The 24,197-nt window shown below is 73.3% G+C and carries 23 protein-coding genes and 1 rRNA gene; 2 read left to right on the top strand and 22 right to left on the bottom strand.

Annotated features, from left to right (window positions below; translation table 11 throughout):
- Positions 1-8: 8 nt before the first annotated feature.
- From LZG04_RS07205 to xerD, 8 genes are all read right to left on the bottom strand, one after another.
- Positions 9-3,764 carry a hypothetical protein gene (locus LZG04_RS07205; RefSeq protein WP_233814483.1) on the bottom strand — a complete coding sequence of 1,252 codons (3,756 nt, stop codon included), beginning with the start codon at positions 3,762-3,764 and terminating at the stop codon, positions 9-11.
- A gap of 173 nt (positions 3,765-3,937) precedes the next feature.
- A complete protein-coding gene (locus LZG04_RS07200; RefSeq protein WP_233814481.1) occupies positions 3,938-4,684 on the bottom strand; it encodes a pseudouridine synthase in 747 nt (248 codons plus the stop codon).
- Positions 4,677-5,417 (bottom strand): SMC-Scp complex subunit ScpB, encoded by a 741-nt coding sequence (gene scpB, locus LZG04_RS07195; RefSeq protein WP_233814479.1) that lies wholly within the window; start codon positions 5,415-5,417, stop codon positions 4,677-4,679. The genes LZG04_RS07200 and scpB overlap by 8 nt, the downstream gene beginning before the upstream one ends.
- Positions 5,414-6,238, bottom strand: coding sequence for a ScpA family protein (locus tag LZG04_RS07190; protein ID WP_233815148.1), 825 nt, complete (start codon positions 6,236-6,238; stop codon positions 5,414-5,416). Before LZG04_RS07190 ends, scpB begins: the two co-directional genes overlap by 4 nt.
- A gap of 47 nt (positions 6,239-6,285) precedes the next feature.
- Positions 6,286-6,609 carry a hypothetical protein gene (locus LZG04_RS07185; protein ID WP_233814477.1) on the bottom strand — a complete coding sequence of 108 codons (324 nt, stop codon included), beginning with the start codon at positions 6,607-6,609 and terminating at the stop codon, positions 6,286-6,288.
- Positions 6,606-7,577 (bottom strand): ParA family protein, encoded by a 972-nt coding sequence (locus tag LZG04_RS07180; RefSeq protein ID WP_233814475.1) that lies wholly within the window; start codon positions 7,575-7,577, stop codon positions 6,606-6,608. Before LZG04_RS07180 ends, LZG04_RS07185 begins: the two co-directional genes overlap by 4 nt.
- A 94-nt stretch (positions 7,578-7,671) precedes the next feature.
- Positions 7,672-8,019: a helix-turn-helix transcriptional regulator gene (locus LZG04_RS07175; RefSeq protein WP_233814473.1), complete on the bottom strand. Its 348-nt coding sequence runs from the start codon at positions 8,017-8,019 to the stop codon at positions 7,672-7,674.
- A gap of 84 nt (positions 8,020-8,103) precedes the next feature.
- Entirely contained in the window at positions 8,104-8,985 is an 882-nt protein-coding gene (gene xerD / locus LZG04_RS07170; protein WP_233814471.1) for a site-specific tyrosine recombinase XerD, read from the bottom strand.
- Positions 8,986-9,651: 666 nt separating this feature from the next.
- On the opposite strand from xerD, the gene LZG04_RS07165 reads away from it, so the two are divergent.
- Complete coding sequence (locus tag LZG04_RS07165) at positions 9,652-10,329, top strand: DUF1707 domain-containing protein (protein ID WP_233814469.1); 678 nt, start codon at positions 9,652-9,654, stop codon at positions 10,327-10,329.
- Here LZG04_RS07165 and LZG04_RS07160 read toward each other — a convergent pair.
- The 13 genes from LZG04_RS07160 to LZG04_RS07100 form a co-directional block, all read right to left on the bottom strand.
- Entirely contained in the window at positions 10,318-10,635 is a 318-nt protein-coding gene (locus tag LZG04_RS07160) for a DUF2752 domain-containing protein (RefSeq protein WP_233814467.1), read from the bottom strand. The genes LZG04_RS07165 and LZG04_RS07160 overlap by 12 nt on opposite strands.
- Before the next feature lie 258 nt (positions 10,636-10,893).
- Positions 10,894-11,472, bottom strand: coding sequence for an NUDIX hydrolase (locus LZG04_RS07155; protein ID WP_308198987.1), 579 nt, complete (start codon positions 11,470-11,472; stop codon positions 10,894-10,896).
- 38 nt (positions 11,473-11,510) lie between these two features.
- Complete coding sequence (locus LZG04_RS07150; protein WP_374202793.1) at positions 11,511-13,199, bottom strand: CTP synthase; 1,689 nt, start codon at positions 13,197-13,199, stop codon at positions 11,511-11,513.
- Positions 13,200-13,459: 260 nt separating this feature from the next.
- On the bottom strand, positions 13,460-14,398 hold the full coding sequence (locus LZG04_RS07145) for a copper transporter (RefSeq protein WP_233814461.1): 939 nt from the start codon (positions 14,396-14,398) through the stop codon (positions 13,460-13,462).
- Positions 14,395-15,579 carry a putative cytokinetic ring protein SteA gene (steA, locus tag LZG04_RS07140; RefSeq protein ID WP_233814459.1) on the bottom strand — a complete coding sequence of 395 codons (1,185 nt, stop codon included), beginning with the start codon at positions 15,577-15,579 and terminating at the stop codon, positions 14,395-14,397. The genes LZG04_RS07145 and steA overlap by 4 nt, the downstream gene beginning before the upstream one ends.
- A gap of 72 nt (positions 15,580-15,651) precedes the next feature.
- Complete coding sequence (locus tag LZG04_RS07135) at positions 15,652-16,353, bottom strand: hypothetical protein (protein WP_233814457.1); 702 nt, start codon at positions 16,351-16,353, stop codon at positions 15,652-15,654.
- 115 nt (positions 16,354-16,468) lie between these two features.
- Positions 16,469-17,098 carry a hypothetical protein gene (locus LZG04_RS07130; RefSeq protein WP_233814455.1) on the bottom strand — a complete coding sequence of 210 codons (630 nt, stop codon included), beginning with the start codon at positions 17,096-17,098 and terminating at the stop codon, positions 16,469-16,471.
- Positions 17,095-18,876 carry a DNA repair protein RecN gene (gene recN / locus LZG04_RS07125; protein ID WP_233814453.1) on the bottom strand — a complete coding sequence of 594 codons (1,782 nt, stop codon included), beginning with the start codon at positions 18,874-18,876 and terminating at the stop codon, positions 17,095-17,097. The genes LZG04_RS07130 and recN overlap by 4 nt, the downstream gene beginning before the upstream one ends.
- Before the next feature lie 75 nt (positions 18,877-18,951).
- Positions 18,952-19,842, bottom strand: a complete 891-nt coding sequence (locus tag LZG04_RS07120) for an NAD kinase (RefSeq protein WP_233814451.1) — start codon at positions 19,840-19,842, stop codon at positions 18,952-18,954.
- An 11-nt stretch (positions 19,843-19,853) separates the two neighbouring features.
- A complete protein-coding gene (locus tag LZG04_RS07115) occupies positions 19,854-20,660 on the bottom strand; it encodes a TlyA family RNA methyltransferase (protein ID WP_233814449.1) in 807 nt (268 codons plus the stop codon).
- Between the two features lie 3 nt (positions 20,661-20,663).
- Complete coding sequence (locus tag LZG04_RS07110; RefSeq protein WP_233814446.1) at positions 20,664-20,837, bottom strand: hypothetical protein; 174 nt, start codon at positions 20,835-20,837, stop codon at positions 20,664-20,666.
- A gap of 5 nt (positions 20,838-20,842) precedes the next feature.
- Positions 20,843-21,631: an HAD-IIA family hydrolase gene (locus LZG04_RS07105; protein ID WP_233814445.1), complete on the bottom strand. Its 789-nt coding sequence runs from the start codon at positions 21,629-21,631 to the stop codon at positions 20,843-20,845.
- Between the two features lie 95 nt (positions 21,632-21,726).
- Complete coding sequence (locus LZG04_RS07100) at positions 21,727-22,344, bottom strand: hypothetical protein (RefSeq protein ID WP_233814442.1); 618 nt, start codon at positions 22,342-22,344, stop codon at positions 21,727-21,729.
- Here LZG04_RS07100 and LZG04_RS07095 point away from each other — a divergent pair.
- Positions 22,288-23,985 carry a hypothetical protein gene (locus tag LZG04_RS07095; protein WP_233814440.1) on the top strand — a complete coding sequence of 566 codons (1,698 nt, stop codon included), beginning with the start codon at positions 22,288-22,290 and terminating at the stop codon, positions 23,983-23,985. The two genes, LZG04_RS07100 and LZG04_RS07095, sit on opposite strands and share 57 nt — an antisense overlap.
- An 87-nt stretch (positions 23,986-24,072) precedes the next feature.
- On the opposite strand, the gene rrf is transcribed toward LZG04_RS07095, so the two are convergent.
- Positions 24,073-24,189: ribosomal RNA gene (gene rrf / locus LZG04_RS07090) — 5S ribosomal RNA — on the bottom strand.
- Positions 24,190-24,197 lie beyond the last annotated feature (8 nt).

Genomic DNA, 24,197 nt, shown 5'->3' with positions numbered 1-24,197 from the left:
CACCGGCCCTAGCGGCACGGCGGGTTGTGGGGCAGGTCCGGGAAGTAGCTCTCCCACTGCTGCCGGGTCATCCCGGGGTGGGCGGTGGCGCAGATCCGTGCCACCACCGCGCCCAGGTCGGTCTCCCAGAACCTCAGCACCGAGTCCCCCGCGCTGACCAGCGTTTGCCCGTCGGGCGCGAACGCCACCGAGTTCGCCGCCGACGAGTGCCCGGCGAACACCGCCGCCTGCCGGGCCGGCCCGCCGCCCGCCACGTCGTGCAACCGCACCGTGCCGTCGGTGCCCGCCAACGCGACGAGGCCACCCGCCGCCGCGACCGCGCGCACCCCCGACCCCAGCGGCTCGGAGGAGGCGAACCACCCGTCCGGCCCGCGCTCGCCCTCACGACCCGGCTCGGGTTCGCGCCACCGCACGGCCTCACCGTCGGAGCCCACCGTCACCAACCCGCCGGGCACCGACGCGATGCCGATCGGGTACTGCACGTCCAACGTGTCGTGCCGCCGCCGTTTCGGCCACATCGGCACGGTCGTGTCCCACTCCTCGACCGCGCCGCCGAGCTTGGCCACGACCAGCCGGTCGCCCGTGCCGTCGAACGCCAGCGCGGCGGTCGCCGCGTCGGGCCGGCGCTCGTCGGTGAGCTCGGCGACCCGGGTCAGCGTGGCCACGTTCCACAGCCGCGTCGCGCCGTCGTCGAGCGCGCCGGTGGCGAAGTGCGTGCCCTTGGGGCTGAACGCGACCACGTGCGCCCGGCCCGCCTCGCCGACCAGGTCGGGCGAGGCCGGGTTGGTGGTGCGCCACACCCGCACCGGCCCGTCCTCGGCCACGGTGACCAGGTGCTCGCCGTCGCGGCTGAGCGCGGCGGAGCGGACCGGGCCGGGGTGCGCGGTCAGCGGCCAGGCGGTGCGCGGGCCGCGCGGCTCGGAGATGTCCACGAGCCGGAGCTCGCCCTCGACGTCGATGGTGGCGGCCAGGCCGCGGTCGGCGGCGACGGTGACCGAGCGCAGCGTCGCCGGGTGCGCGACCGGCAGGTCGGTGAGGTCGGTGAGCCGGACGGACCGGTCGCCGCCCGCGGTGACCAGGGCACGTCCGGCCGCGGCGAAGGCCACCGCGGTGATCGCGCCGAGGTGCCCGTCCAGCGCGGCGGCCTCGACCGGCGCGCGCCGCGCGGTGACGTCCCAGAGCCGGGCGGAGCGGTCGTCCCCGGCCGTGGCGAGCACCCGCGCGTCCTCGTTGAACGCCAGGGCGCTCACGTCGCCGCCGTGGCGGAGGGCGGCGGTCTGCCGGGCGGCCCCGTGCGGGTCGGCGACCTCCCACAGCCGCACCACCCGGTCCTCCCCCGCCGTGGCGAGCACCCGGCCGTCGTCGCCGACCGCCACCGCGGTGACCTCGCCGACACCGCTCACCAGGACGGAGGACGTGCCGGTGGCCAGGTCGACCGCGTGCACCCGGTCGTCGGACGCGACCGCCACCACGGCCCCGGCGAGGAAGGCCACCGCGGGCGACGACGCGCCGGACGGCGGCAGCGGCACCGGCCGCCCACCCTCGACCAGGTCCCACGCCCGCGCCGCGCCGGCGGAACCCGCCACGAGGTAGCGGCCGTCGGGCGAGAACGCCAACGCCGACGCCGGCCACGCCAACCCGGCGTTCACCCGGTGGACGACCTCCGGGTGCCGCGGGTCCGCCACCCGCCACACCACGATGTCGTCGGCGGACACCCCGGCCAGCCACGCCCCGTCGTCGCTGAACACCAGCACCTCCGGGTCGGTCAACCCCGTCAGCGGGCCGAGGTGCTCCGGGCCGCGCGGGTCGGCGATGTCCACCAGCCGCACGTCCTGGACGGTGGTGTCGTCGGCGACGGCGAGCAGCGACCCGGCCGCGCTGACCGCCATCGTCCGCACCGACCCGATCCGGGTCGCGTAGGGCTCGGCGAACGCGCCGTACAACGCGTCCCGCGTCTGCGGCAGCGGCGCGAGCCGGTGCGCGGCCAGGGTGAGCTGCAACGACAGCGCCGGGTCGGTGTCGCGCAGGGCCGCGGCCTGGGTGATCACCTTGTGCGCCAACGCGATGTTGCGCTGCTCGGTCGCGGACCGCTCGGCGCGGAACGCGTGCACGATCGCGCCGCCCGCCAACAGCAGCAGCACCGCCATCACCGACACCAGTTGCCGCAGCCTGCGGGTGCGCCGGTGCTCGATGGCGCGCACCGCGTCGTCGGCGGCGATGCTGGCCTCCAGGAACCGGATCTCACCCGGCGTGAGCCGGGGCCCGCGCGTCCCGTCGACCCACTCCCGCACGAGCGCCAGCCGCGTGCCCCGGTACAGCGCGCCCGGGTCGCGGTCCAGCGATTCCCACGTGTGCGCGGCCTCGGTCAGCATCCGCTGCACCCGCAGGCCCGCCCGGTCCTCCGCGATCCAGTCCCGCAGCCGCGGCCAGTTGCGGATCAACGCCTCGTGCGCGAGCTCCACCGAGTCCCGGTCCAGCACCACCAGCCTGGCCCGCGCCAACGCGGCCAGCACCTCGTGGGCGTCGCTGCCGGGGTGGTCGACCTCGGCCCGCGACACGCGGCGCTTGGTGTCCTCGGTGCCCTCGCCGACCGCGATCAGCCGCAGGAACACCTGCTTGGCCACCAGCCGCCCGGCCGGGCTCATGGCCGTGTAGACCTGCTCGGCGCTGCGCGCGATCGAGTGCTCGACCCCGCCGACCTCCTCGTAACCGGCCAGGGTCAACGCCACACCGCGCCGCCTGCGCCAGGTCTCCAGCAACGCGTGCGACACCAGCGGCAGCACCCCGGGCTGGCCCGCCGCGTCCGCGACCAGCCGCGTGACCAGCGCCGTCTCCACCTTGCAGCCGACCGCGACGGCGGGCGACACGATCGCCTCGCGCAGCTCGTCCGCCGACATCGGGCCGACCAGCACGTGCCCGCCGCGCAGCGCCTCCACCAGCTCCGGGTACTGCCCGCAGTGGCCGAGGAAGTCGGCGCGCACACCCAGCACGACCCGCGTGCGACTGGTCGGCGAGGCGCAGGCGGTGGTCAGCGCGGTGATGAACGCGGCCCGTTCGGCGGGCTCCCGGCACAGCGTGAAGACCTCTTCGAACTGGTCCACCACGATCAGCAGGTCGTCGTCGCGACCGACGAGCGCCTGCCGCACGCGCAGGTGCAGGTTCTCCGGGTGGGTGGTGAACTCGGCGGTCAGCGCCGCGGCGTCCCGGCCGGTGCACGCGGCGGCCCGCACGGCCAGCTCCTCCACCGGGCGCGGACCGGGCGTGAGCACGATCGAGGGCCGACCCCACGTGGCCACCAGACCCGCGCGCAGCACCGACGACTTGCCCGAGCCCGACGCGCCGAACACGCCGACGAACCGGCGTCGCGCCACCAGGCCCACCAGCTCGCGCACCACGCGGTCGCGGCCGAAGAACCGGTCCGCGTCCCGCACCTGGAACGCCGCCAGCCCCGTGTAAGGGGCGTCGGTGTCCTTCGGCGGGGTGCGCGGGTTCGCGTCGGCGGCCCGTTCGGCCAGCTCGCGCCAGCGCGCCTCCCACGCCACCACGTCACCGCCGCAGGCCCGCACGTACGCGAGCGTGACCGCGAGGCTCGGCAACCGCCGCCCGTTCGCCGCCTCCGACAGCGCCGCCGCCGAGTAGTGCGCGTCGTGGGCCAACCTCCGGTAGGTGGGGCTGCCCGCCCGTTCCCGCAACGCCCTCAGGTCCGCGGCGAACTCGCCCAGGTCACGGTCGTCGGCCCGTAACGGGCCCTCCCGTCTGGCCATCGTCGCCCTCCCCTTCGACGACGGCGATTGTTCAGAAAAGCCTGTTCAGCGTCCACGCGCTGACACTGAACAACCCGTCTGCCGTAGGAATGGCGGTGGAACCGGTAGGGGTTCCGCCAGGGGGGAGGGGCGCTTGGTGGTGAAGGGGGATGCCACCAAGCGCCTGCCCCCGGCTACAGCCCGACGGCCTTGTAGAGCGAGCCGACTTCCTGCCGGTTGAGCACCCGCATCGAGCCGGGGCGCTGGTTGCCCAGGCGCACGTCGCCGACCGCGGTGCGGACCAGGTGCTCCACCGGGTGGCCGACGTGGTCGAGCAGGCGGCGCACGATGTGCTTGCGGCCCTCGTGCAGGACCACCTCGACCAGCGCCTTGCCCGGCATGGACGAGATCAGCTTGAACGAGTCGACCGCGATCGGGCCGTCCTCCAGCTCGACGCCCGCGCGCAGGCGCTTGCCCAGGTCCTTCGGGATCGGGCCCGGCACCTCGGCGAGGTAGGTCTTGGTGATCTCGTAGGACGGGTGCATCAGCCGGTGCGCGAGGTCGCCGTCGTTGGTCAGCAGCAGCAGGCCCTCGGTGTCGGCGTCGAGCCTGCCGACGTGGAACAGGCGTTCCTTGCGGTGGTGCAGGTAGTCACCGACGCACGGCCGGTGCGCGTCGTCGTGCATGGTGGACAGCACGCCGCGCGGCTTGTTGAACGCGAGGGTGACCACGTCCTCCTTGAGCACCACGCGCACGCCGTCGACGTGCACGACCGCGGTGTCCGGGTCGATGCGGCGGCCCTGCTCGCGGACCACCTCGCCGTCGACCTGGACGCGGCCGAGTTCGATCAGCTCCTCGGCGACCCGCCGCGAGGCGATGCCCGCCTTGGCGAGCACCTTCTGGAGCCGGATCCCCTCGGGGTTGTGGTCCTGGTCAGACATCGTCGATCGCATCCACTTCGGGCAGGAGGGGAGCGATCGGCGGCAGGTCGTTCAGCGACGACAGCCCCAACCGCTCCAGGAACAGTTCGGTCGTGCGGTAAAGGATGCCACCCGTGTCGGAATCCGTGCCCGTCTCGGCGATCAGGCCGCGCGCGACGAGCGTGCGGATGACGCCGTCCACGTTCACCCCGCGCACCGCCGCGATCCGGGCCCTGGTCACGGGCTGTCGGTAGGCGATGACCGCGAGTGTCTCCAACGCGGCCCGGGTGAGCTTGGCCCGCTGCCCGTCGAGCAGCAGCTTCTCCACGAATGGCGCGAAGCGGTCCCTCGTGTAGAACCGCCAGCCGTCCCCGATTCTACGCAGGTCGATGCCGCTGCCCTGCTCGGTGTACCGGGCGGCGAGCCGGCGGAGGGCGGCGGTGACGCGCTTCACGGACTGGCCGAGCACGCCCGCGAGCTGCTCCTCGGCGATCGGGCTGTCCACGACCAGCAGGATCGACTCCAACGCGCCCTCGAACTCGCGGTCGTCGGAGAGGTCGGGCAGGCCGTCGGCCTCGGCTTCCTCGTCGGCGGGGACCTCCGGTGCCGGGAACAACGCGGGCGCGGGCTCCCCCGGCTCGGACCCCGCCTCGACCGGCTCGACCGGCAGGCCCCGCTCGACCGGCTCCTGGCCCTGCTCGACCGGCCCGCCCTCCCCGACCGGCTCCTGGCCGGTCGGCCGCTGGTCGCTCACCCGTACTCCTCGTCCTCGTCGCGGGCCTGCGCCTGCGCCTGTTCGATCGTGCCGCCGACCCACGTGATGCGCAGCTCGCCCAGCGGGTCGGGCTGCTCGAAGGCCAGCGCCTGCTCCCGGTACAGCTCCAGCAGCGCCAGGAACCGGGCGACGACCTCCATCGTCTCCGTGCACTCGGCGATCAGCTCGGCGAACGTCGCCGTGCCCAGCTCGGCCAACCGCGTCCGCAGCAGGTCGGCGTGCTCGCGCACCGACACACGGTGCTGGTGGATGTGCGACGTCGACACCGTCGGCGGCGGCTTGGGCCGGAACACCACCGCGGCGATCTCGGCGAACCGCCGGGCGTCCACGCCCAGCATCACCTCGGGCAACAGCCCCTCGTACCGCTGCTCCAGCGCCACCGACCGCGGGTAGCGCCGGTACGCGCCCCGCTCCAGCTCCCCGAACAGCGCCGCGACCTGCTTGTACGCCCGGTACTGCAACAGCCTTGCGAACAGCAGGTCCCGCGCCTCCAGCAGCGCCAGGTCCTCCTCGTCCTCGACGTCACCCGCGGGCAGCAGCCGGGCCGCCTTGAGGTCCAGCAGGGTCGCCGCGATGACCAGGAACTCGGTCGTCTCGTCCAGGTCCCACCGGTCGCCCAGCGCCCGGATGTAGGCGATGAAGTCGTCGGTGACGGTGTGCAGCGCCACCTCGGTCACGTCCAGCGTGTGCTGCGAGATCAGTTGCAGCAGCAGGTCGAACGGCCCCTCGAAGTTGGTCAGCTTGACCTTGAACCGGCCGTCGTCGACCGCCTCGGCCGCGACCACCGCGGGTTCGACCACCTCGACCGGCGCGGCGACGTCCGGTTCGGTCCCGGGTGCCTCACCGCTCACCGCTCGCGCAACCTACGCACGAGCAACGAGTCCTCGCCGTGCCCCTCGAGGTCGTCCAGCACGATCGCGATCGCCTCGCGCACCACGCGTCCCCGGTCGACCGCCAAGCCGTGCTCGCCGCGCAACGCCAGCCGGGCGTGCTCCAGCGCCAGCAGCTCCTCGTCGGACACGTACACGGTGATCTTGGTCGAGTGCTTCTGCCGACCGGTGCCGCGCCGCTGGGCCGGCGGCTCGGCGGCGGGCGCGTCGTCGTCGGCGGCGGCACCCGTGGTGAGGCGGAACAGCTCGGACGCGCCCGGCAGCGATGGGCGTCGGGTCACCGGGCGATCACCTCGCGCGCCAACGCGCGGTAGGCCTTCGCGCCCGCCGAGCGCGGCGCCCAGCGGGTGATCGGCTCGCCGGCGACCGTCGTCTCCGGGAACCGGACGGTGCGGTTGATCACCGTGTCGAACACGACGTCGCCGAACGCCTCGACCACGCGCGCCATCACCTCGCGGGAGTGCAGGGTGCGCGGGTCGTACATGGTGGCGAGGATGCCGGTGATCTCGAGCTTCGGGTTCAACCGCTCCCTGACCTTCTCGATGGTGTCTATCAGCAGGGCGACCCCGCGCAGGCTGAAGAACTCGCACTCCAGCGGGATGAGGACGCCGTCGGCCGCCGCGAGGGCGTTGACCGTGAGCAGGCCGAGCGAGGGCTGGCAGTCCACCAGCACGTAGTCGTAGTGCTCGATGACCGGGCGCAACGTGCGGACCAGCGTGTGCTCGCGGCCCACCTCCGACACCAACTGGATCTCCGCGGCCGACAGGTCGATGTTGCTGGGCAGCAGGTCCATGCCCTCGACCGGGGTGCGCATGATCACGTCGTCGACGCCGACGTCGCGCTCCATGATCACGTTGTAGATCGTCTGGTCGAGCTGGTGCGGGTGCACGCCGAGGCCCACCGACAGCGCGCCCTGCGGGTCGAAGTCGACCAGCAGTACCCGCCTGCCGTACTCGGTCAGGGCCGCGCCCAGGTTGATCGTGGACGTCGTCTTGCCGACCCCGCCCTTCTGGTTGCAGACCGCGAGGATCTTCGCCGGGCCGTGCCGGGCGATCAGCGGCGGCTCGGCGACGTAGCGCAGGGGGCGGCCGGTCGGCCCGATGTCGCCCTCGACCTGCTCGGTCGCGTCTTCGTCCGCGGGTGCGGCGTGCGGGGCGAGGCTCAGCTCGACCGAGGCGCGCGGCACACCGGACGGTGGCGGGGGTGGGGGTGCGCCCCACGGGTGGCCCGCGTGCTCCGGTGTCGACATCGCCCTTCCCGATTCCTAGTCCTCTGCCTGGGCGCAGCCTAGGCACAGCGAGGTCCACCAGCAACGCGCCCCGCCGAAGCGCGACCGATCGTTCTCAGCGCGTTCCGGAGGCGGCCGGGTCACCGGTCTTGCGGCAGTGCCGCTCGGCCGCGACGAGCACGACGTCGAGCAGGCCGGGGAACAGCTCGTCGAGGTCGTCCCGCCGCAGCGACACCCACCGCTGGTTGCCGCGCGCCCTGGTGCGGGTGATGCCCGCCTCCCGGAGCACCCGCAGGTGCTGCGACAACGTGGACTTGGCGACGTCCACCATCAGCGCGCCGCACAGGCGCTCGCCGTCGGCGTCGATCTGCCGCACCACCGCCAGCCGGGTCGGGTCGCTCAACGCGTGCAGCACCGCGCCCAGCTCGATCGCGGCGCGCTCGGGCTCGTCCAAGTTCGGCACCGGGTCGGCACCTCCAGCTCGTCGGCTCGTCGAAACGTGGGTGGTCACGCGGTCGGGCGAGCGCTCACGGTACCCGTGGGCCGCTCACGTTCCACCCGTTGCGCGAGGATGAGCGGTCGCGTAGACCTCGCGCAAGGTGTTGACGGTGACCAACGTGTACACCTGCGTCGTCGTCACGGAGGCGTGCCCGAGCAGCTCCTGCACCACGCGCACGTCCGCGCCACCTTCGAGCAGGTGGGTCGCGAACGAGTGCCGCAGGGTGTGCGGCGACACCTCGCCCCCCACCCCCGCCCGCTCGGCCGCCGCCTTCAGCACGTGCCACGCCGTCTGCCGCGACAACCTCCCACCCCGCGCGTTGAGGAACAAGGCCGGCGTACCCCGCTTGGCCAACACCGGACGAGCCCGCACCAGGTACGCCTCCAACGCCTGCAACGCCGGCCGCCCGACAGGCACGACCCGCTGCTTGCCGCCCTTGCCGTCCAGCAACGCGGTCCGCTCGCCCGCGTCCACGTCGTCCACGTCCAACCCGACCACCTCGGAGATCCGCGCGCCGGTGGAGTACAGCAGTTCCAGCAGGGCCCGGTCACGCAGCTGCGCGGGCGTGTCAGCCGGCCCGTCGAGCAGTTTCAGCACGTCGTCCACCGGCAGCGCCTTCGGCAACCGCCGGGGCGGCACCGGCGGCTGGACCGCGCGGGCCGGGTCGTCCGCCGTGATGCCTTCGAGGTGCGCGAACCGGTGCAGGCCGCGCACGGCGACCAGCGTGCGCGCGGCGGAGGAAGCCGCCAGCCCGGACTCGCGCAAGGCGGCGAGGAAGTCCCCGACCAACGCCTCGGTGACGCCAGCCAGGTCGTCGACCCCCTTGCCCGCCAGGTGCTCGGCGTAACGGCGCAGGTCACGGCCGTAGGAGTCGAGCGTGTTGCGAGCCGTCCCCCGTTCCACGGCGAGGTGGTCCAGGTAGGCCCTCATGGCACGTCCCGCCGGCGTCCCCGCCAAGGGCGTGGCGTCCAGGACATGTCCTCGCCGGACGGGCAGATCAGCAGGATGACGGGGTCCCACGCTCATGTCCTGCATCTCCTGTTGCGTCGTGGGCCGGGTCTCGTGTCATCCCACCGACCTCCCTCCGGGCTACCGCGCCATCGGTCAACACCGTAGCCCGCAGTGGACTACGCCCCCTTGACACGTGCGGTAGGGCAAAGCCAGGTCGGCGGGATGACACGACCCCCTCCCCTGTCAAGGAAGGGCATCGCAGCCGCACCGCGCCGGACGCGACCCAACCCCGGACCCGCCGGCGACCCCCGATCCCCTCCACTGGCCGTCTTTGCCTCAAAAGCAGGGCTTCGTGTCATCCCGCCGACCTGGCGCAGCCCTACCGCACGTGTCAAGGGGGGCGTAGTCCACCTCTGCCTGACACGTCCACTGCGGGCGCCTCCCTTGATACGTGTGGTAGCCCTTGTGGAGGTCGGTGGGATGACACGAAACCCGGACCACCCACCCAACCGGAACATCCATGGGCGGTTGGGATCATCCTGCTGATCTGCCCGTCCGGCGAGGACAGCTTGTGATCTTTTGACCTCTCGGCCGACCTGCGGGTTCCGGCCGGCGCGACGGCCACGGGCTGTTAGCGTTTGCGCTGTGTCGGAACCACACCAGGTGCGCATCGGCGACCAGCAGCGCGAAGAGGCGATCAGCGCCCTGAACGACCACTTCGCGGCCGGTCGCCTGGAGATCGGCGAGTACGAGCAGCGCGTCGGCTACGCGTCCGCGGCCCAGTCGGCGCAGGAGCTGGCCGCCCTCTTCCACGACCTGCCGCAGCCGCACCCGGTGTTCCTGCCGCCCGGCTACCCGCCGACCGCCGCCTACCCGCCCCCACCCGGGTACACCGCGACCCCGGGCCAGGGCTTCCCCGGCACTCCCGGTCAGGGCACTCCCGGTCAAGGCTTCCCCGGTCAAGGCTTCCCCGGCCAGGACTACCCCGGTCAGGGCGCTCCCGGCTACCCGCCACCCGGCTACGCGGACCCGTCCCAGGGCTACGGCCCGGCCTACGGCTACCCGCCCGGCTTCTCCCCGAACGCGCCGTACGGCGTCGACCCGCTGACCGGCCAGCCGCTGTCGGACAAGTCGCGCATCGCGGCGGGCGTGCTCCAGCTCGTGCTGCCGTTCGGGATCGGCCGGTTCTACATCGGTGACACGGCGATCGGCATCGCCCAGTTGCTCACGTGCGGCGGGTGCGGCATCTGGTCGTTGATCGACGGGATCATCCTGCTGGTGAACGGCGGCACCGACGGCCAGGGCCGCAAGCTACGCGACTAGGTTCCGCACGAGCATCCACGTCACGGCGAGGGCCACCACGGGCACGCCGACCTTCCGCGACACCGGAGGCGTCGGCCGCCCGTCCCTGGCCGCCCGGAACCACCTCAGCCACAGCCAGGCCAGCACCGGCAACCCGGCCACGAGCATCACCGCGTTGAAGTGCCACGCGCCGACCAGGTCTCCGTGCAGCAGGGCGTGCACCATCCGCGTCGACCCGCAGGCGGGGCACTGGATGCCGGTCAACGCGTAGAGCGGACAGGGCGGCAACAGCGACCCGGGCTGGTTGGGGTCCACGAACAACAACACCCCACACCCACCAACCGCCGCCACAACCACCGCCAACGGCCCACGCACACCCACGCCCCCATTATCCGTCTGCGCAGAACCCACGCGCCCCAAACGCCGGACTCACCCGTCCCGAACGTACGACTCACCCGTCCCGAACGTAGGACACACCCGTCCCGAACGTAGGACTCGCGCGAGAGTCCTACGTTCAGGTCGCGAGAGTCCTACGTTCAGGTCGCGAGAGTCCTACGTCCAGGACCGGTGAGTTGAACGCCCGGATCAGGTCGAACGGGCCGCGAAGCGGGTCGGGCGGTCGGCGAACGGGGCGTTGGAGGGGCGCCCCGTCCCGCCGCCGGTGACCACGACGTGCGCGGCGAGCAGCCCGGACACGGCGGGGCCGTTGACGATCTCCCCGGCCAGCGCCCTGTCCACCGCCTCGGCCAACGGGAAGCGCTTCGCCTCCAGGTCGGCCTCCTCCTCGCCTTGCACGTCGCGGTCCACCTCGGTGAGCCCGCGTGCCAGGAACACCCGCACCACCTCGTCGGTGAACCCCGGTGACACGGCGACGTCCACCAACGTCGTCCACTCCGACGCCGCCAGCCCGACCTCTTCGGCCAGCTCCCGCTTCGCGGCGTCCAGCGGTGTCTCGTCACCGGAGTCCAACAGCCCGGCGGGCAGCTCCCAGAGCCGCCTGCCGAGCGGGTGCCGGTACTGGTGGATGAGCACCACCGCACCGGCATCGTCCAAGGCCACCACCGCCACCGCACCGAGGTGTTCCACCACCTCGCGCGACGCCGTACCGCCACCAGGCATGGCGACCTCGTCCACCCGCAACGCGACGACGCGCCCGACGTGCACGTCCCGCGACGAAACAGTTCCGAACTCGTGCCGGGCGGTCACTGCGCGGCCCCCGCGGGCTCGGGCAGCGGCAGCCGGTCGGCCAGCCGGTAGTCCAACGCCGCCTTCACGAACGCCGCGAACAGCGGGTGCGGGCGGGTCGGACGGGACTTCAGCTCCGGGTGCGCCTGCGTGGCCACGAAGAACGGGTGCACGTCGGCCGGCAGCTCGACGAACTCCACCAGCCGCCCGTCCGGCGACGTCCCGGAGAACACCAACCCGGCCGAGGCCAACCGCTCCCGGTAGGCGTTGTTGACCTCGTACCGGTGCCGGTGCCGCTCGGACACCTCCAGCGACCCGTAGGCCGCCGCCACCTGCGAGCCCGGCAGCAGCGACGCCGGGTACGCGCCGAGCCGCATCGTGCCGCCCATGTCGCGCTGCCCGGAGACGACGTCCTCCTGGTCGGCCATGGTGCTGATCACCGGCGACCCGGTGTCCTCGAACTCCGCGGAGTTCGCGTCGGCGATGCCCGCCAGGTTCCGCGCCGCCTCGATGACCAGGCACTGCAACCCCAGGCACAGGCCCAGCAGCGGGATGCCGCGGGTCCGCGCGTAGGTGATCGCGCCGATCTTGCCCTCGATGCCGCGCACCCCGAACCCGCCGGGGATGAGGATCGCGTCGAGCCCGGCCAGGGCGTGCGCCGCGCCGGACGGCGTCTGGCACTCGTCGGAGGGCACCCACACGATCTCGACCTTGGTGCGGTGCGCGAACCCGCCCGCGCGCAGCGCCTCGGTCACCGACAGGTACGCGTCGGGCAGGTCGACGTACTTGCCGACCAACCCGATGCGGACCTTCTCGGACGGGTTGTGCACCCGGTCGAGCAGGTCGCCCCACACGGTCCAGTCGACGTCGCGGAACGGCAGGTCCAGCCGCCGCACCACGTACGCGTCCAGACCCTCGCCGTGCAGCACCTTCGGGATGTCGTAGATGGACCGCGCGTCCACCGCCGCCACCACGGCCTCGGTGTCCACGTCGCACATCAGCCCGATCTTGCGCTTCAACGCGTCCGGGATCTCCCGGTCGGCCCGGCACACGATGGCGTCGGGCTGGATGCCGATGTTGCGCAGCGCGGCCACGGAGTGCTGCGTCGGCTTGGTCTTCAGCTCGCCGGACGGCGCGAGGTAGGGCACCAGCGACACGTGCAGGAAGAACACGTTGTCGCGGCCCACGTCGTGGCGCACCTGCCGGCACGCCTCCAGGAACGGCAGCGACTCGATGTCGCCGACCGTGCCGCCGACCTCGGTGATCACCACGTCCGGGACGACGCCGTCCGGCCCCGGCTCGGCCATGGCCCGGATACGGCGCTTGATCTCGTCGGTGATGTGCGGGATCACCTGGACGGTGTCGCCCAGGTACTCGCCGCGCCGCTCCTTGGCGATGACCTCGGAGTACACCTGCCCGGTGGTGACGTTGGCGTCACCGGACAGGTCACGGGCGAGGAACCGCTCGTAGTGGCCGATGTCGAGGTCGGTCTCCGCGCCGTCGTCGGTGACGAACACCTCGCCGTGCTGGAACGGGTTCATCGTGCCCGGGTCGACGTTGAGGTAGGGGTCGAGCTTCTGCATGGTCACCCGGAGACCACGAGAGGTGAGCAGCTGACCGAGGCTCGACGCGGTCAACCCCTTGCCGAGGGACGACGCCACACCCCCGGTGACGAAAACGTGCTTGGTCGTACGTGCCTGCTGCACCAAGGAGGCTCCCCGTGGTCTGGATGTCCGCTAGGGGCAGGCCGCGGTGGTCCCGCACAGCTCAGCGCCCTGTCCACGGGCCCTAACGCTAACACGCCGGTGGTCACCCAGCGCGCCGGCGGGCACCCGAGCACATCACTCGGATGGCCTAGGCCGGTTCGAACAGGCGACCGCCGGCCCGCGAACGACCCGCGAACACCCCGGGAACGCCCGGTTCACCGTCGCCTGCCACGCCCGCCGGACGGCACCGGAGCCGCTGGTCAGCCCTCCGCGCCGGGCGCGGGAGCTTCGGCGTTGCCCGCCACCCCGTACCGGCCCGCCTTGCCGTCCAACTGCTCACGCAGCGCGAGCACCACCACCACGCGCCCGGCGGCCGTGCCCGCGTGGTCCACGGTGGACAGCACGGACGTCGCCGCCGTGTCCGCCCGCACGACGCCGATCGGTCCCGTGCCGTCGGCCGACCCGGAGCCGCCCGCCAGCACCGCGCCCGCGCCGGACCGGTCGAGCTGGGTGGCGAACCGCGCCACCACCGCCGCCCGGTCGGCCGCCGCGTCACCGGTCGACGCGCCGCCGGTCAGCACCACCGCGAGCTGGGCCGGCCGCAACCCCTGGCCCGGCTTGACGAAACCCGAGCTGGACAGCCCGCCCAGCGCGGCCGCCAGCTCGTCGGGCGTGGCGCGCGGCTGGTTGGTGTCCTTGTCGACCAGCAGCACCGAGCCGAACAGGCCGCCCGCCCTGGTGCCGGGGTCGGCCCCGGTGGGCAGCCGGGTGCCCGCGGGCTGCAACCGGGCGACCAGGTCGAGCAGTTGGTCGGCCTTGTCCGGGTCGGTGAACGACTCAGTGAGCTGGAGCTCGCCGGTGACCGTCGCGCCCGCCGAGCGCAGCAGCGCGGTGACCGCGTCCCGGTCGTCCGGCGCGGCGTCGGCGGTGGTGACCAGCACGACGGTCCGGTCGGCCAACTGCCCCTTCACCGCCAGCGGGCCGACGGAGGCCGCGAACCGGTCGGCGTCGGCGAGCCGCGCGTCCAGGCCGTTGCGCTCGGCTTGCAGCGCGGCGACCTCCCGGCCCAGCGCGCCGTTGTCCTCGTTGAGCCCGGACAGCAGCCGGCCGCTGATCGCGGTCGAGCCGAGCACCACCCCGACGGCCAGCGCCAGGAACACCGCGGTGATGGAGACGACGTGGTAGCGCAGCGAGATCACGCGAACAACCCCTTGAACCAGTCGACGACGGATCGGAACGCGTCGGCGGCGAGGTCGACGTAGACCTGGCCGACCCCGGACACCGCGAGGGCCGCCGTCATCGCCGCCACCGCGGCCAGCACCAGCAGCGTGATCAGGCCCAGCGACACCCGGCCGCGGTGCAGGGTGGCGACGGCGTGGCCGTCCACGAGCTTGTTGCCGAGCTTGAGCCTGGTCAGGAACGTCGACGGGGTGGAACCGGAGTTGCCGCGGTCCAGGAACTCGCGCAGCCCGGCCTGCAACCCCACGGTCACCACCAGGGTCGCGCCGTGCGCCTCGGCCAGCAGCAGCGCCAGGTCCTCGGCGTTGCCGGTCGCGGGGAACGTCACCGCGCCGATGCCCAGGTCCTGGATGCGCTCCAGCCCGGGCGCGTGGCCGTCGACCTGCGCGGGCACCACGACCTCCGAGCCCGAGCGCAACGTCTCGGTGCCGATGCCGTCCGGGTCGCCGACGATGACGTCCGGGGCGAACCCGGCTCGGTGCAGGGTGTCCGCGCCCGCGTCCACGCCGATCAGCACGGGCCGGTGCTCGCGGATGTACTTGCGCAGCTTGCGCAGCTCCTCGGCGTGCCGGGGCCCGCCCGCGACGACGAGCACCTGCCGGTCGCGGATCGGCACGAGCAGCTCGGGCACGCCGACGCCGTCGAGCAGCAGGGCCCGTTCCCGGCGCAGGAACTCGATGGTGTTCGCGGAGAACGCCTCGAGCTGCGCGGCCATGCCCGCCTTGGCCTCGATCATCGCGTCGGCGATCGACTCGGCGGTCTGCTGGACGCCGCGCGCGACCTCCTTCTCGCCGACGAACACGCCGCCTTCGTGCAGCCTCAGCTTCATGCCGTCCCTGATCCCGCGCAGGGCCGCCGTGCCGACGCCGTCGACCAGCGGGACGCCCGCCTCGACGAGCAGCTCCGGGCCCAGGTTGGGGAACCGGCCGGAGATGGACGGCGAGGCGTTGACCACGCCCGCCACCTCGGCGTGGACCAGGGCTTCGGCGGTGCGGCGGTCGATGTCGACGTGGTCGAGGACGGCGACGTCACCGGGGCCGAGCCGGCGCAGCAGGTCACCCGAGCGGCGATCGACCCGTGCCACACCGGTGACGCCCGGCAGTTCCTGGTGCGTGCGGCCGAGCAACCCGGAGAGCTTCATGAACCGATGGTGACTCACCTCGCGCGCGACCGGTCGCCAACACGCCGAGGCGATCTCGGCTGGTCAGTGACGTCACTGATCCACAGTGGACGCATTACCCCCGGTAGGGTGACGTCGTTCGTCGGCCGGCGAACCGGGCAGCTCGGCCACCGGACCGGCGGACGGCACGTCCAGCTCGGACACGGGCATCGCGATGCCGAACGGCGGCGTGTCGTCGTCGTCCACCTGGTACACCGACACCCCGGTGGGCCGCGGCACGCGCGCCGGCCAGTCGTGCGCCACCGCCGCGCCGGCGAGCAGCGCCACCGCCCCCGCGCCGACCAGCCACGTCCCCGCGCCGAAGAACGCCTCCGACGTCCCGATCGAAGGGGGCACGTCGCCGTCGCCGAACAACGTCCGCAACGTCTCCAACGCCGACCACAGCGCGCCGACGACCACGCCGAACGCGGCCAGCACCCCGAACCGGCCGATCGCCGCGAGCCGCGGCGATCGCAGTTGCAGCAGCCCGCCGACCGCGGCCAGGACCGCGCCGAAGACCAGGCCATACCCGTAGACGGGGTAGTTGAACGCGACCCCGGCCGTTCGGCCGGGCGGCGCGGGTTCCTGCACGTACTCCCACCCGGTGAGCGCGACCAGGCGCGGTATTTCCTGCGGCACCCCGTTCGGCCTCGGCCGCAACTCGGTCTCCACCCCGTACAGGGTGAACAACGAGCCCAACACCACCACGAGCGCACCCGCGCCGATGGTGAGGACGGCGATCGTGCGCCGGGTCATGTGGCGATCTCCTCACTGCTCGGTGACGTGCCGCGAACCGGCGTCACCACCAGCAAAGCCGCACCGCGCGGTCGCGCCATCGGCCGACCGGGTGCCGTTTCGGGCGTCGGCGCGTTCAGGAGCCGTCGGCGCGGCGCTCGTACCCCGAGTCCGGCAGTTGCGCCACCTCGACCACGGGGATGCCGAACGGCGGGGTATCGGTGTCGTCGTCGACCTCGTCGCCGTCCACCCGGTAGACCACGGGACCTTCGGGCCGCGGCTCGCGCCGCCGGGCGTGCACCAGCACGACGCCGGCCACCGCGAGCAGCACCGACGCGCCCAACACCGAGACGCCTTCCCCGACGTGCACGGCGAAGCCGCCCACCTCCGGCCGCGCGGCGTTGCCGACCATCGACACGACGACCGCGACCACCGCCCACACCGAGCCCACCAGCACGCCCGTCCCGCCGATCGCCAGGTACCGGGCAGCCAGGCGCTGCGACTCCGGCAGGAACACCAGCGCCGCCGCGACCGCCAGCAGCACCGCCGACACCACGATCGGCACCCCGTACTGGGGGCTGCGCACGGGGGCGAACTCCATGCCCGCGGGCAGGTTCGAGAACACGTACTCCCACGAGGTGACGGTGATCGACGGCAACCTGTCCTCGCGCGCGGGGCCCTCCGCGTACAGCGGCAGGAACGTCCCCACCACGGCCGTCACCCCGGCCCCCACGAGCATGGCCGCACCGAGCAGCCGTCTGCTCACTTCTTCTTCGCCTTGCGCCGCACCACGGGCACGCTCTCCTTGTCGGCCTTCGCCGCCGCCAGCAGCTCCTCGGCGTGCGCCCGCCCGGTGTCGGTGGAGTCCATGCCCGCGAGCATCCGCGCCAGCTCGACCACGCGCTGCGACTCGTCCAGCTTCCGCACGCCGCTGCGGGTCAGCACGCCGTCCGCGGTCTTGTCCACCACCAGGTGCCGGTCGGCGAACGCGGCGACCTGCGGCAGGTGCGTGACCACGATGACCTGGTGGCTGCGGGCCAACCGGGCCAGCCTGCGGCCCACCTCGACCGCGGCCCGGCCGCCGACGCCCGCGTCGACCTCGTCGAACACCAGCGTGGGCACCGGGTCGGAGTGCGACAGCACGACCTCCAACGCCAGCATCACCCGCGACAGCTCGCCACCGGACGCGCCCTTGTGCACCGGCAGCGCGGGCGCGCCGGGGTGCGCGATCAGCCGCAGCTCCACGTCGTCCACACCGCTCGCGCCCGCGTGCAGCAACTGCCCGCCCACCCGCAACGCCTGCGGGTCGCCCGCCTCGGCCACCCTCGGCCGCACCGCGACCTCCACCGTGGCGTGCGGCATGGCCAGGCCGGTCAGCTCGTCCGACACCGCCCGGCCCAGCTCCTCGGCCGCGGCGGTCCGCTCGGCGGTCACCTGCTGCGCGTACGTGGCCAGCTCCGCGGCCAGCTCGTCGCGCCGGGCCGCCAGCGCCGCCAACGCCTCGTCGGACGTGTCGAGCCCGGCCAGCCGGGACGACGCGTCCTGCGCCCACGCGATCACGCCGTCCACGTCGGCGGCGTACTTGCGGGTCAACGACTTCAGCTCGGCCTGGCGGGCGAGCACCTGCTCCAGCCGCGCCGGGTCCGCGTCGAGGTGCTCCAGGTACGACGCGATCTCCGCGCCCACGTCCGCCAGCAGCGTCTCCGCCTCCACCAGCCGGGGCTCCAGCTCGCGCAGCTTCGGGTCGTCCGACGCGGTCAGCCGCCGCCGCGCCTCGCCGATCAACCCCAGCGCGCCGGGCACGTCCGGGTCGCCGTCGGGCGAGCCCGACACCGCGTACTGCGCGCCGGACGCGGCCTCGCGCAACTGGTCGGCGTCGGCCAGCCGGCGCGCCTCGGCGACCAGCTCCTCGTCCTCGCCGGGCTTCGGGTCGACCGCGGAGATCTCGGCCAGCCCGTGCCGCAGCAGCTCGGCCTCGCGGGCCAGCTCGTGCGACCGGGCGGTGCGCTCGGACAGCTCCGTCGCCACCCGCAGCCACTCGTCGCGGATCTTCCGGTACGCGCGCAACGGCTCGGCGACCTCGTCACCGGCGAACCTGTCGAGCACCGACCGCTGCTCGGCGGGCCGCAGCAGCCGCAGCTGGTCGTTCTGCCCGTGCACCGCGAGCAACTGCTCGGCCAGCTCGGACAGCACGCCCACCGGCACGGACCGGCCGCCCAGGTGCGCCCGCGACCGCCCGTCCGCGCCGACGGTGCGGATCGCGATCACGCTGCCGTCGTCGTCGGGTTCGCCACCCACCTCCTCGGCGACCTTCGCCGCCGGGCTGCCCGCGGGCGCGACGAACCGCCCTTCGACCACCGCCTTGTCCGCGCCGTTGCGCACGCGGGACGCCTCGGCCCGGCCACCACCCAGCAGGTGGAGCCCGGTCACGACCATGGTCTTGCCCGCACCGGTCTCACCCGTCACCACGGTGAAACCGGCGTCGAGCTCAAGGGTGGCCTCGTCGATCACACCGAGGCCCTGGATGCGCATCTCGGCCAGCACGCACGGAACACTACTGGGCGACGCGGACAAAGCGTGTGTTCGGGGGAGGGTGTCCCCCTGTTGATCACACGCCCATCAGGCCCACGGGCCGCGCCACCCCTGCACCGGCAGCCCGAACTTCTCCACCAGCCGATCGGTGAACGGACCGGGCCGCAACCGCACCAGCCGCAACGGCGTGCTGCCGCCGACCACCTCGACCCGCGCGCCCGGCGGCAGGTTCACCGTGCGGCGACCGTCGGCGCACAGCACCGCCGGGTGGCCCTCCGGGTCGACCTCCAGCGCCACCACCGACGCGGGCGACACCACCAGCGGCCGCGCGAACAGGGCGTGCGCGTTGCTCGGCACCACCAGCAGCGCCTGCACGTCCGGCCACACCACCGGCCCGCCCGCGGAGAACGCGTACGCCGTCGACCCGGTCGGGGTGGCCACCAGCACGCCGTCGCAGCCGAACGCCGACACCGGCCGCCCGTCCACCTCCACCACGACGTCCAGGATCCGCTCGCGGGTGCTCTTCTCCACGCTGGCCTCGTTGAGCGCCCACGTGCCCTCCAGCACCTCGCCGTCCATGGACGCGGTGATGTCGAGCGTCATCCGCTCCTCGACGTCGTAGTCCCGGTCGACGACGTGCCTGATCGCCTCGTACAGCGCGTCGGAGTCGGCCTCGGCCAGGAACCCGACCCGGCCCAGGTTCACCCCCAGCACCGGCACGCCCGCCGCCCGCGCCAGCTCGGCGGCCCGCAGCAGGGTGCCGTCGCCGCCGAGCACGAACACCAGCTCCGTGCCCTCGGCGGCCTTCTCGTCGGCAGGCACGCACTGCGTGAAGCACGACGGGTCCAGGTCGGGCGCTTCGTCCTCCAGCACCCGCAGCTTCACCCCGCCGGCCGCGAACCGGGCCGCGACCTCCTGGGCCACCAGCACGTTGCTGCGCCGTCCGGTGTGGACTACCAGCAGGATCTCCCTCGTCACGTGACCCGTCCTCACTGGGGGCCTTGCGCCACGGCGGCGCGCACGAGCGCGGCGGCGTCCGCCGCGTCCAGGGGCTCGCCCCGGCGCAGCCAGACGAAGAACTCGACGTTGCCCGACGGACCGGGCAGCGGGCTGGCGGTGGCGCCGTGCAGGCGCAGGCCGAGCCCGGCGGCGGACGCGACGACGTCCAGCACCGCCTCGGCCCGCAACTGCGGGTCGCGCACCACACCACCCGAGCCGAGGCGTTCCTTCCCGACCTCGAACTGCGGTTTCACCATCGGCACCAAGTCGCCGCCCTCGTCCAGGCACGCGGCCAACGCCGGCAGCACGAGCCTCAACGAGATGAACGACAGGTCGGCCACGACCAGGTCGACCGGGCCGCCGATGTCTTCCGGGGTCAACGACCGCACGTTCGTCTTGTCCTTGACCACGACCCGGTCGTCGGTGCGCAGCCGCCAGTCCAGCAGGCCCCGGCCGACGTCGGCCGCCACGACCTGCCGCGCGCCCGCGCGCAGCAGCACGTCGGTGAACCCACCGGTGGACGCGCCCGCGTCCAGGCACCGCCTGCCCTCGACCACCACCCCGTCGAACGCCTCCAGCGCGCCGACGAGCTTGTGCGCGCCCCGTGAGGCGTAGTTCGGGTCGTCGGTGTCGCGGACCAGCAACGCGGTGTCCAGCTCGACGGCGGTGGCGGGTTTCGTGGCCACGGTGCCGCGCACGGTCACCCGGCCCTCGGCGACGAGTTGGCTCGCGTGCTCCCGTGACCTGGCCAGCCCGCGGCGGACCAGTTCGGCGTCCAGCCGAGCCCTGCGAGGCACCGGTCAGACCTTGTCGATGCTGGAGAGCGCGGCCGTCAACGCGGTGTGCGCGTCGTCGAACCGGGCCACGTGCTCGACCACGTCCAGCCCGTCCAGCCCGTCGAAACCGGCCAGGGCGTCGTCGATCCCGGTCACGGGGTCGCGGGGCGGGCCGGGGAGGGGAACCTCGAAGCTCACAGGATTCAAGGTAGCCGATGCAGCACGGACAGGTCGGCAGCCACGTAGGTCGGCCTGCGGTCCTCGGGCAGCTCGTTCGCCTCGGCCTCCGTGGACACGCCGGTGAGCACCAGCAACGAGTCCATGCCCGCGTTCACCGCGCCCGCGATGTCGGTGTCCAGCCGGTCCCCCACGACCAGCGGCCGTTGCGCGCCCGCCGACTTCGCCGCCTGCTCCAGCAGCGGCGTGGCCGGCTTGCCCGCCACCAGAGGTTCCACGCCGGTCGCCGTGCGCAGCGCCGCGACCAACGCGCCGTTGCCGGGCAGCAGGCCCCGTTCGGTGGGCAGGGTGGCGTCGACGTTGCAGGCGATCCAGTGCGCGCCGCCCTGGCGGATCGCGACGCACGCCTCGGCCAGCTCGCGCCAGCCCAGCTCCTGCGACAGTCCCTGGACGACCGCGCGGGCGTGCTCGGCGTCACGGGTCGGCCGGTAGCCGCGCAGCCGCACCTGCTCGGCCAGCGCGTCCGTGCCGAGGACCAGGACGTGCTCGCCCGGCGGCACGAGGTCCAGCAGCATCGCCGCGCCCGCCTGGGCGCTGGTGCTGACCTCGTCCAGGGCGGCGTGGAAGCCCAACTCGGTCAGGTGCTCGGCGACCGTTTCCGGCGACCGGGACGCGTTGTTGGTGACGAACCGGATGCCGGTCCCGTGCTCGCGGGCGGCGGCGACCGCCTCCACGGCACCGGGCACGACCTCCTGGCCACGGTAGACCGTGCCGTCGAGGTCCAGCAGCAGGGCGTCGTAACGGTCGAGCAGCACAGGCTTCTCCGTTCAGGGTGGTCCGGCTGGGAACAGTCTGAAGGCTCGGCACCGGGTGGTGCCGAGCCTTCAGGTGTGACTTCGGTCCGTGCCGCTCAGTCCTGCGGGCTGAGGTCGAACGCGCGCTCGGCGGCGTCGGTCTCGTTGTCGTCGTCGGCCTGGGCGGCGTTGAGGAACCACTTCACGGCTTCCTCGGTGCGGCCGGCGGCCTCCAGGTTGTCGGCGTAGGCGTAGAACAGGCGGGCGCTCCACGGGTCGCGCCGCTTGGCGTCCAGGTCGTCGCCCTGCAACGCCACCACGGCCGCGTCCAGCTGCCCCATGTCCCGCCGGGCACCGGCCGCCACGATCCGCAGCTCCACCGCCTCGTCCGGGGACAGCTGCGACACCTGCGCCTCGCGTGCCAGCTCGATGGCCCGCTCGGGACGCCCCAGCGCCCGCTCGCAGTCCGCCATCACCGCGATGTGCCCGGTGCCGTGCGACATGCGCCGGGCGGCCCGCAGCTCGGACAACGCCTCGGCCCACTCACCGGCGTGGTAGGCAGCCAGCCCGGCGGCCTCCCGGACCACCGCGACCCGTGCCGCCTTCGACCGCGCGTACCGCGCGTGCTCCAGCGCCAGCTCCGGCTCGCTGTCGATCAGCATGCCCGCCGCCGCCAGGTGCCTGCCGACGATCTCGGCCAGCCCCTTGGGCAGCCCGCGCAGCTCCTGCTTCACCTCGGGGTCGAGGATGGAGATGTCGGCGTCCTCGGGCAGCTCGGGCGTGCGGGCCCGCACGAACACCCGCTCGTCCGACTCACCCTCGACGGCCTCCGCGGGCTCTTCCGCCTCAGCCTCGACGGCTTCGGACTCGACAGCAGCTCCGGACTCGACAGCTTCGGGCTCGACAGCTTCGGGCTCGTCATCCTGCTCTTCGGTCTCGGCCGTCACCGACTCCTCGGCGACCACCGGCTCGACCGCAAGCTCGATTTCGACCTCGACGGCGTCGACTTCGACCGCGTCCACTTCGACGTCGGTCGCGTCGACGTCAGCCGTGGCGTCCTCGACGACCGGCTGCTCATCGCCCTGGGCAACCCGCTCCTGGAACCGCGCGGCCCGTTCCCGACTGCGCTCGTCGCGCCGATCGTTCCCAGGCTTCTCGTACCGAGGCTTGTCGTACTGCGGCCGGTCGTCCCTGCGCTGGTAACCGCCACGGTCACCGCCACGACGGTCCCCACCGGGCCGCTCGTCCCGCCGCTGGTACCCACCGCGATCACCACTGGGCCGGTCATCCCGACGGGGGTAGCTCGGCCGGTCACCGCTCGGTCGATCGTCGCGCCGCTGATAGCCGCCACGGTCACCACTGGGCCGGTCATCACGACGCGGGTAACCGCCACGGTCGCCACCGGGCCGGTCATCGCGCCGCTGATAGCCGCCACGGTCACCGCTGGGCCGGTCATCCCGCCGCTGGTACCCACCACGGTCGCCGCTCGGCCGATCGTCCCTGCGCTGGTAACCGCCGCGGTCGCTGCCACCCCGGTCGTCGCGTCGCGGGTAGCTGGGCCGATCGTCACGCCTCTGGTACCCACCGCGGTCACTGCCGGAACGGTCGTCCCGACGCTGGTAACCGCCGCGATCCCCGCTCGGGCGATCATCACGACGCTGATAGCCACCGCGATCCCCGCTGGGCCGGTCATCCCGCCGCTGGTACCCACCACGGTCACCGCTCGGTCGATCGTCGCGCCGCTGGTACCCGCCACGGTCGCCACTGGGCCGGTCATCCCGACGGGGGTAGCTCGGCCGGTCGCCACCGGGCCGGTCATCGCGCCGCTGGTAGCCGCCACGGTCGCCGCTCGGCCGGTCATCACGACGCGGGTAGCTGCTGCGCTCGCCGCCCCGGTCGGACCCGCGGTCATCCCGACGGTCGTAGCGGGGACGCTCACCGCGGCTGTCGTCACGCCTGTTGTCGTCGCGCCGGAACCCGCCCCGGTCACCGGTGCGGTCGTCGCGACGAGGTGCGCCACCGCGGTCGTCGCGGCGGGGGTAGCTGGGGCGGTCGCCGGAATCCCGGCGGAAACCACCACTTCGGCTGTCATCCCGCCGTGGCGCCGCGCCACGGTCGTCACGGGGCTTGTCGTAGCGGGGACGCTCGCCTCGGCTGTCGTCACGCCGGTCAGCGCCACGAGGCTTGTCGTAGCTCGGCCGGTCGTCCCGGCGCGGATAGCCGCCGCTCGACCGTTCACCCGTTCCTCGGGCGTCACGGCCACCACTGCTCGGCTTGCGGCTTCCCTGGGCACGGCCACCGTCGTCGGATCGGCGCGGTCGGTCTCCCTGGCCACGCTGACGGTCGCCGGGTCGATCCCCGAACCTGGACACTAACTCCTCCTACTGTGGACACGCCGAAAGGGCTTGCGGTTTGGAGCACATATCACTGTGCCCCCACCACAAGCCCTTTCAGGGAAGAATGTTCGGCGGCGTCCTACTCTCCCACACCCTCACGAGTGCAGTACCATCGGCGCTGGAAGGCTTAACTACCGGGTTCGGAATGGGACCGGGTGTTCCCCAACCGCTATGACCACCGAAACACTATG

The sequence above is a fragment of the Saccharothrix sp. S26 genome (assembly GCF_021390395.1).
Lineage (GTDB): Bacteria > Actinomycetota > Actinomycetes > Mycobacteriales > Pseudonocardiaceae > Actinosynnema.
This window is presented reverse-complemented; position numbering and strand designations above follow the sequence as displayed.

Bases quoted from the DNA above. Each gene is read 5' to 3' on its own strand.
- LZG04_RS07205 (WP_233814483.1), bottom strand. From the start codon at position 3,764: ATGGCCAGACGGGAGGGCCCGTTACGGGCCGACGACCGTGACCTGGGC.
- LZG04_RS07200 (WP_233814481.1), bottom strand. From the start codon at position 4,684: ATGTCTGACCAGGACCACAACCCCGAGGGGATCCGGCTCCAGAAGGTG.
- LZG04_RS07180 (WP_233814475.1), bottom strand. From the start codon at position 7,577: ATGTCGACACCGGAGCACGCGGGCCACCCGTGGGGCGCACCCCCACCC.
- xerD (WP_233814471.1), bottom strand. From the start codon at position 8,985: ATGAGGGCCTACCTGGACCACCTCGCCGTGGAACGGGGGACGGCTCGC.
- steA (WP_233814459.1), bottom strand. From the start codon at position 15,579: ATGAAGCTCTCCGGGTTGCTCGGCCGCACGCACCAGGAACTGCCGGGC.
- LZG04_RS07135 (WP_233814457.1), bottom strand. From the start codon at position 16,353: ATGACCCGGCGCACGATCGCCGTCCTCACCATCGGCGCGGGTGCGCTC.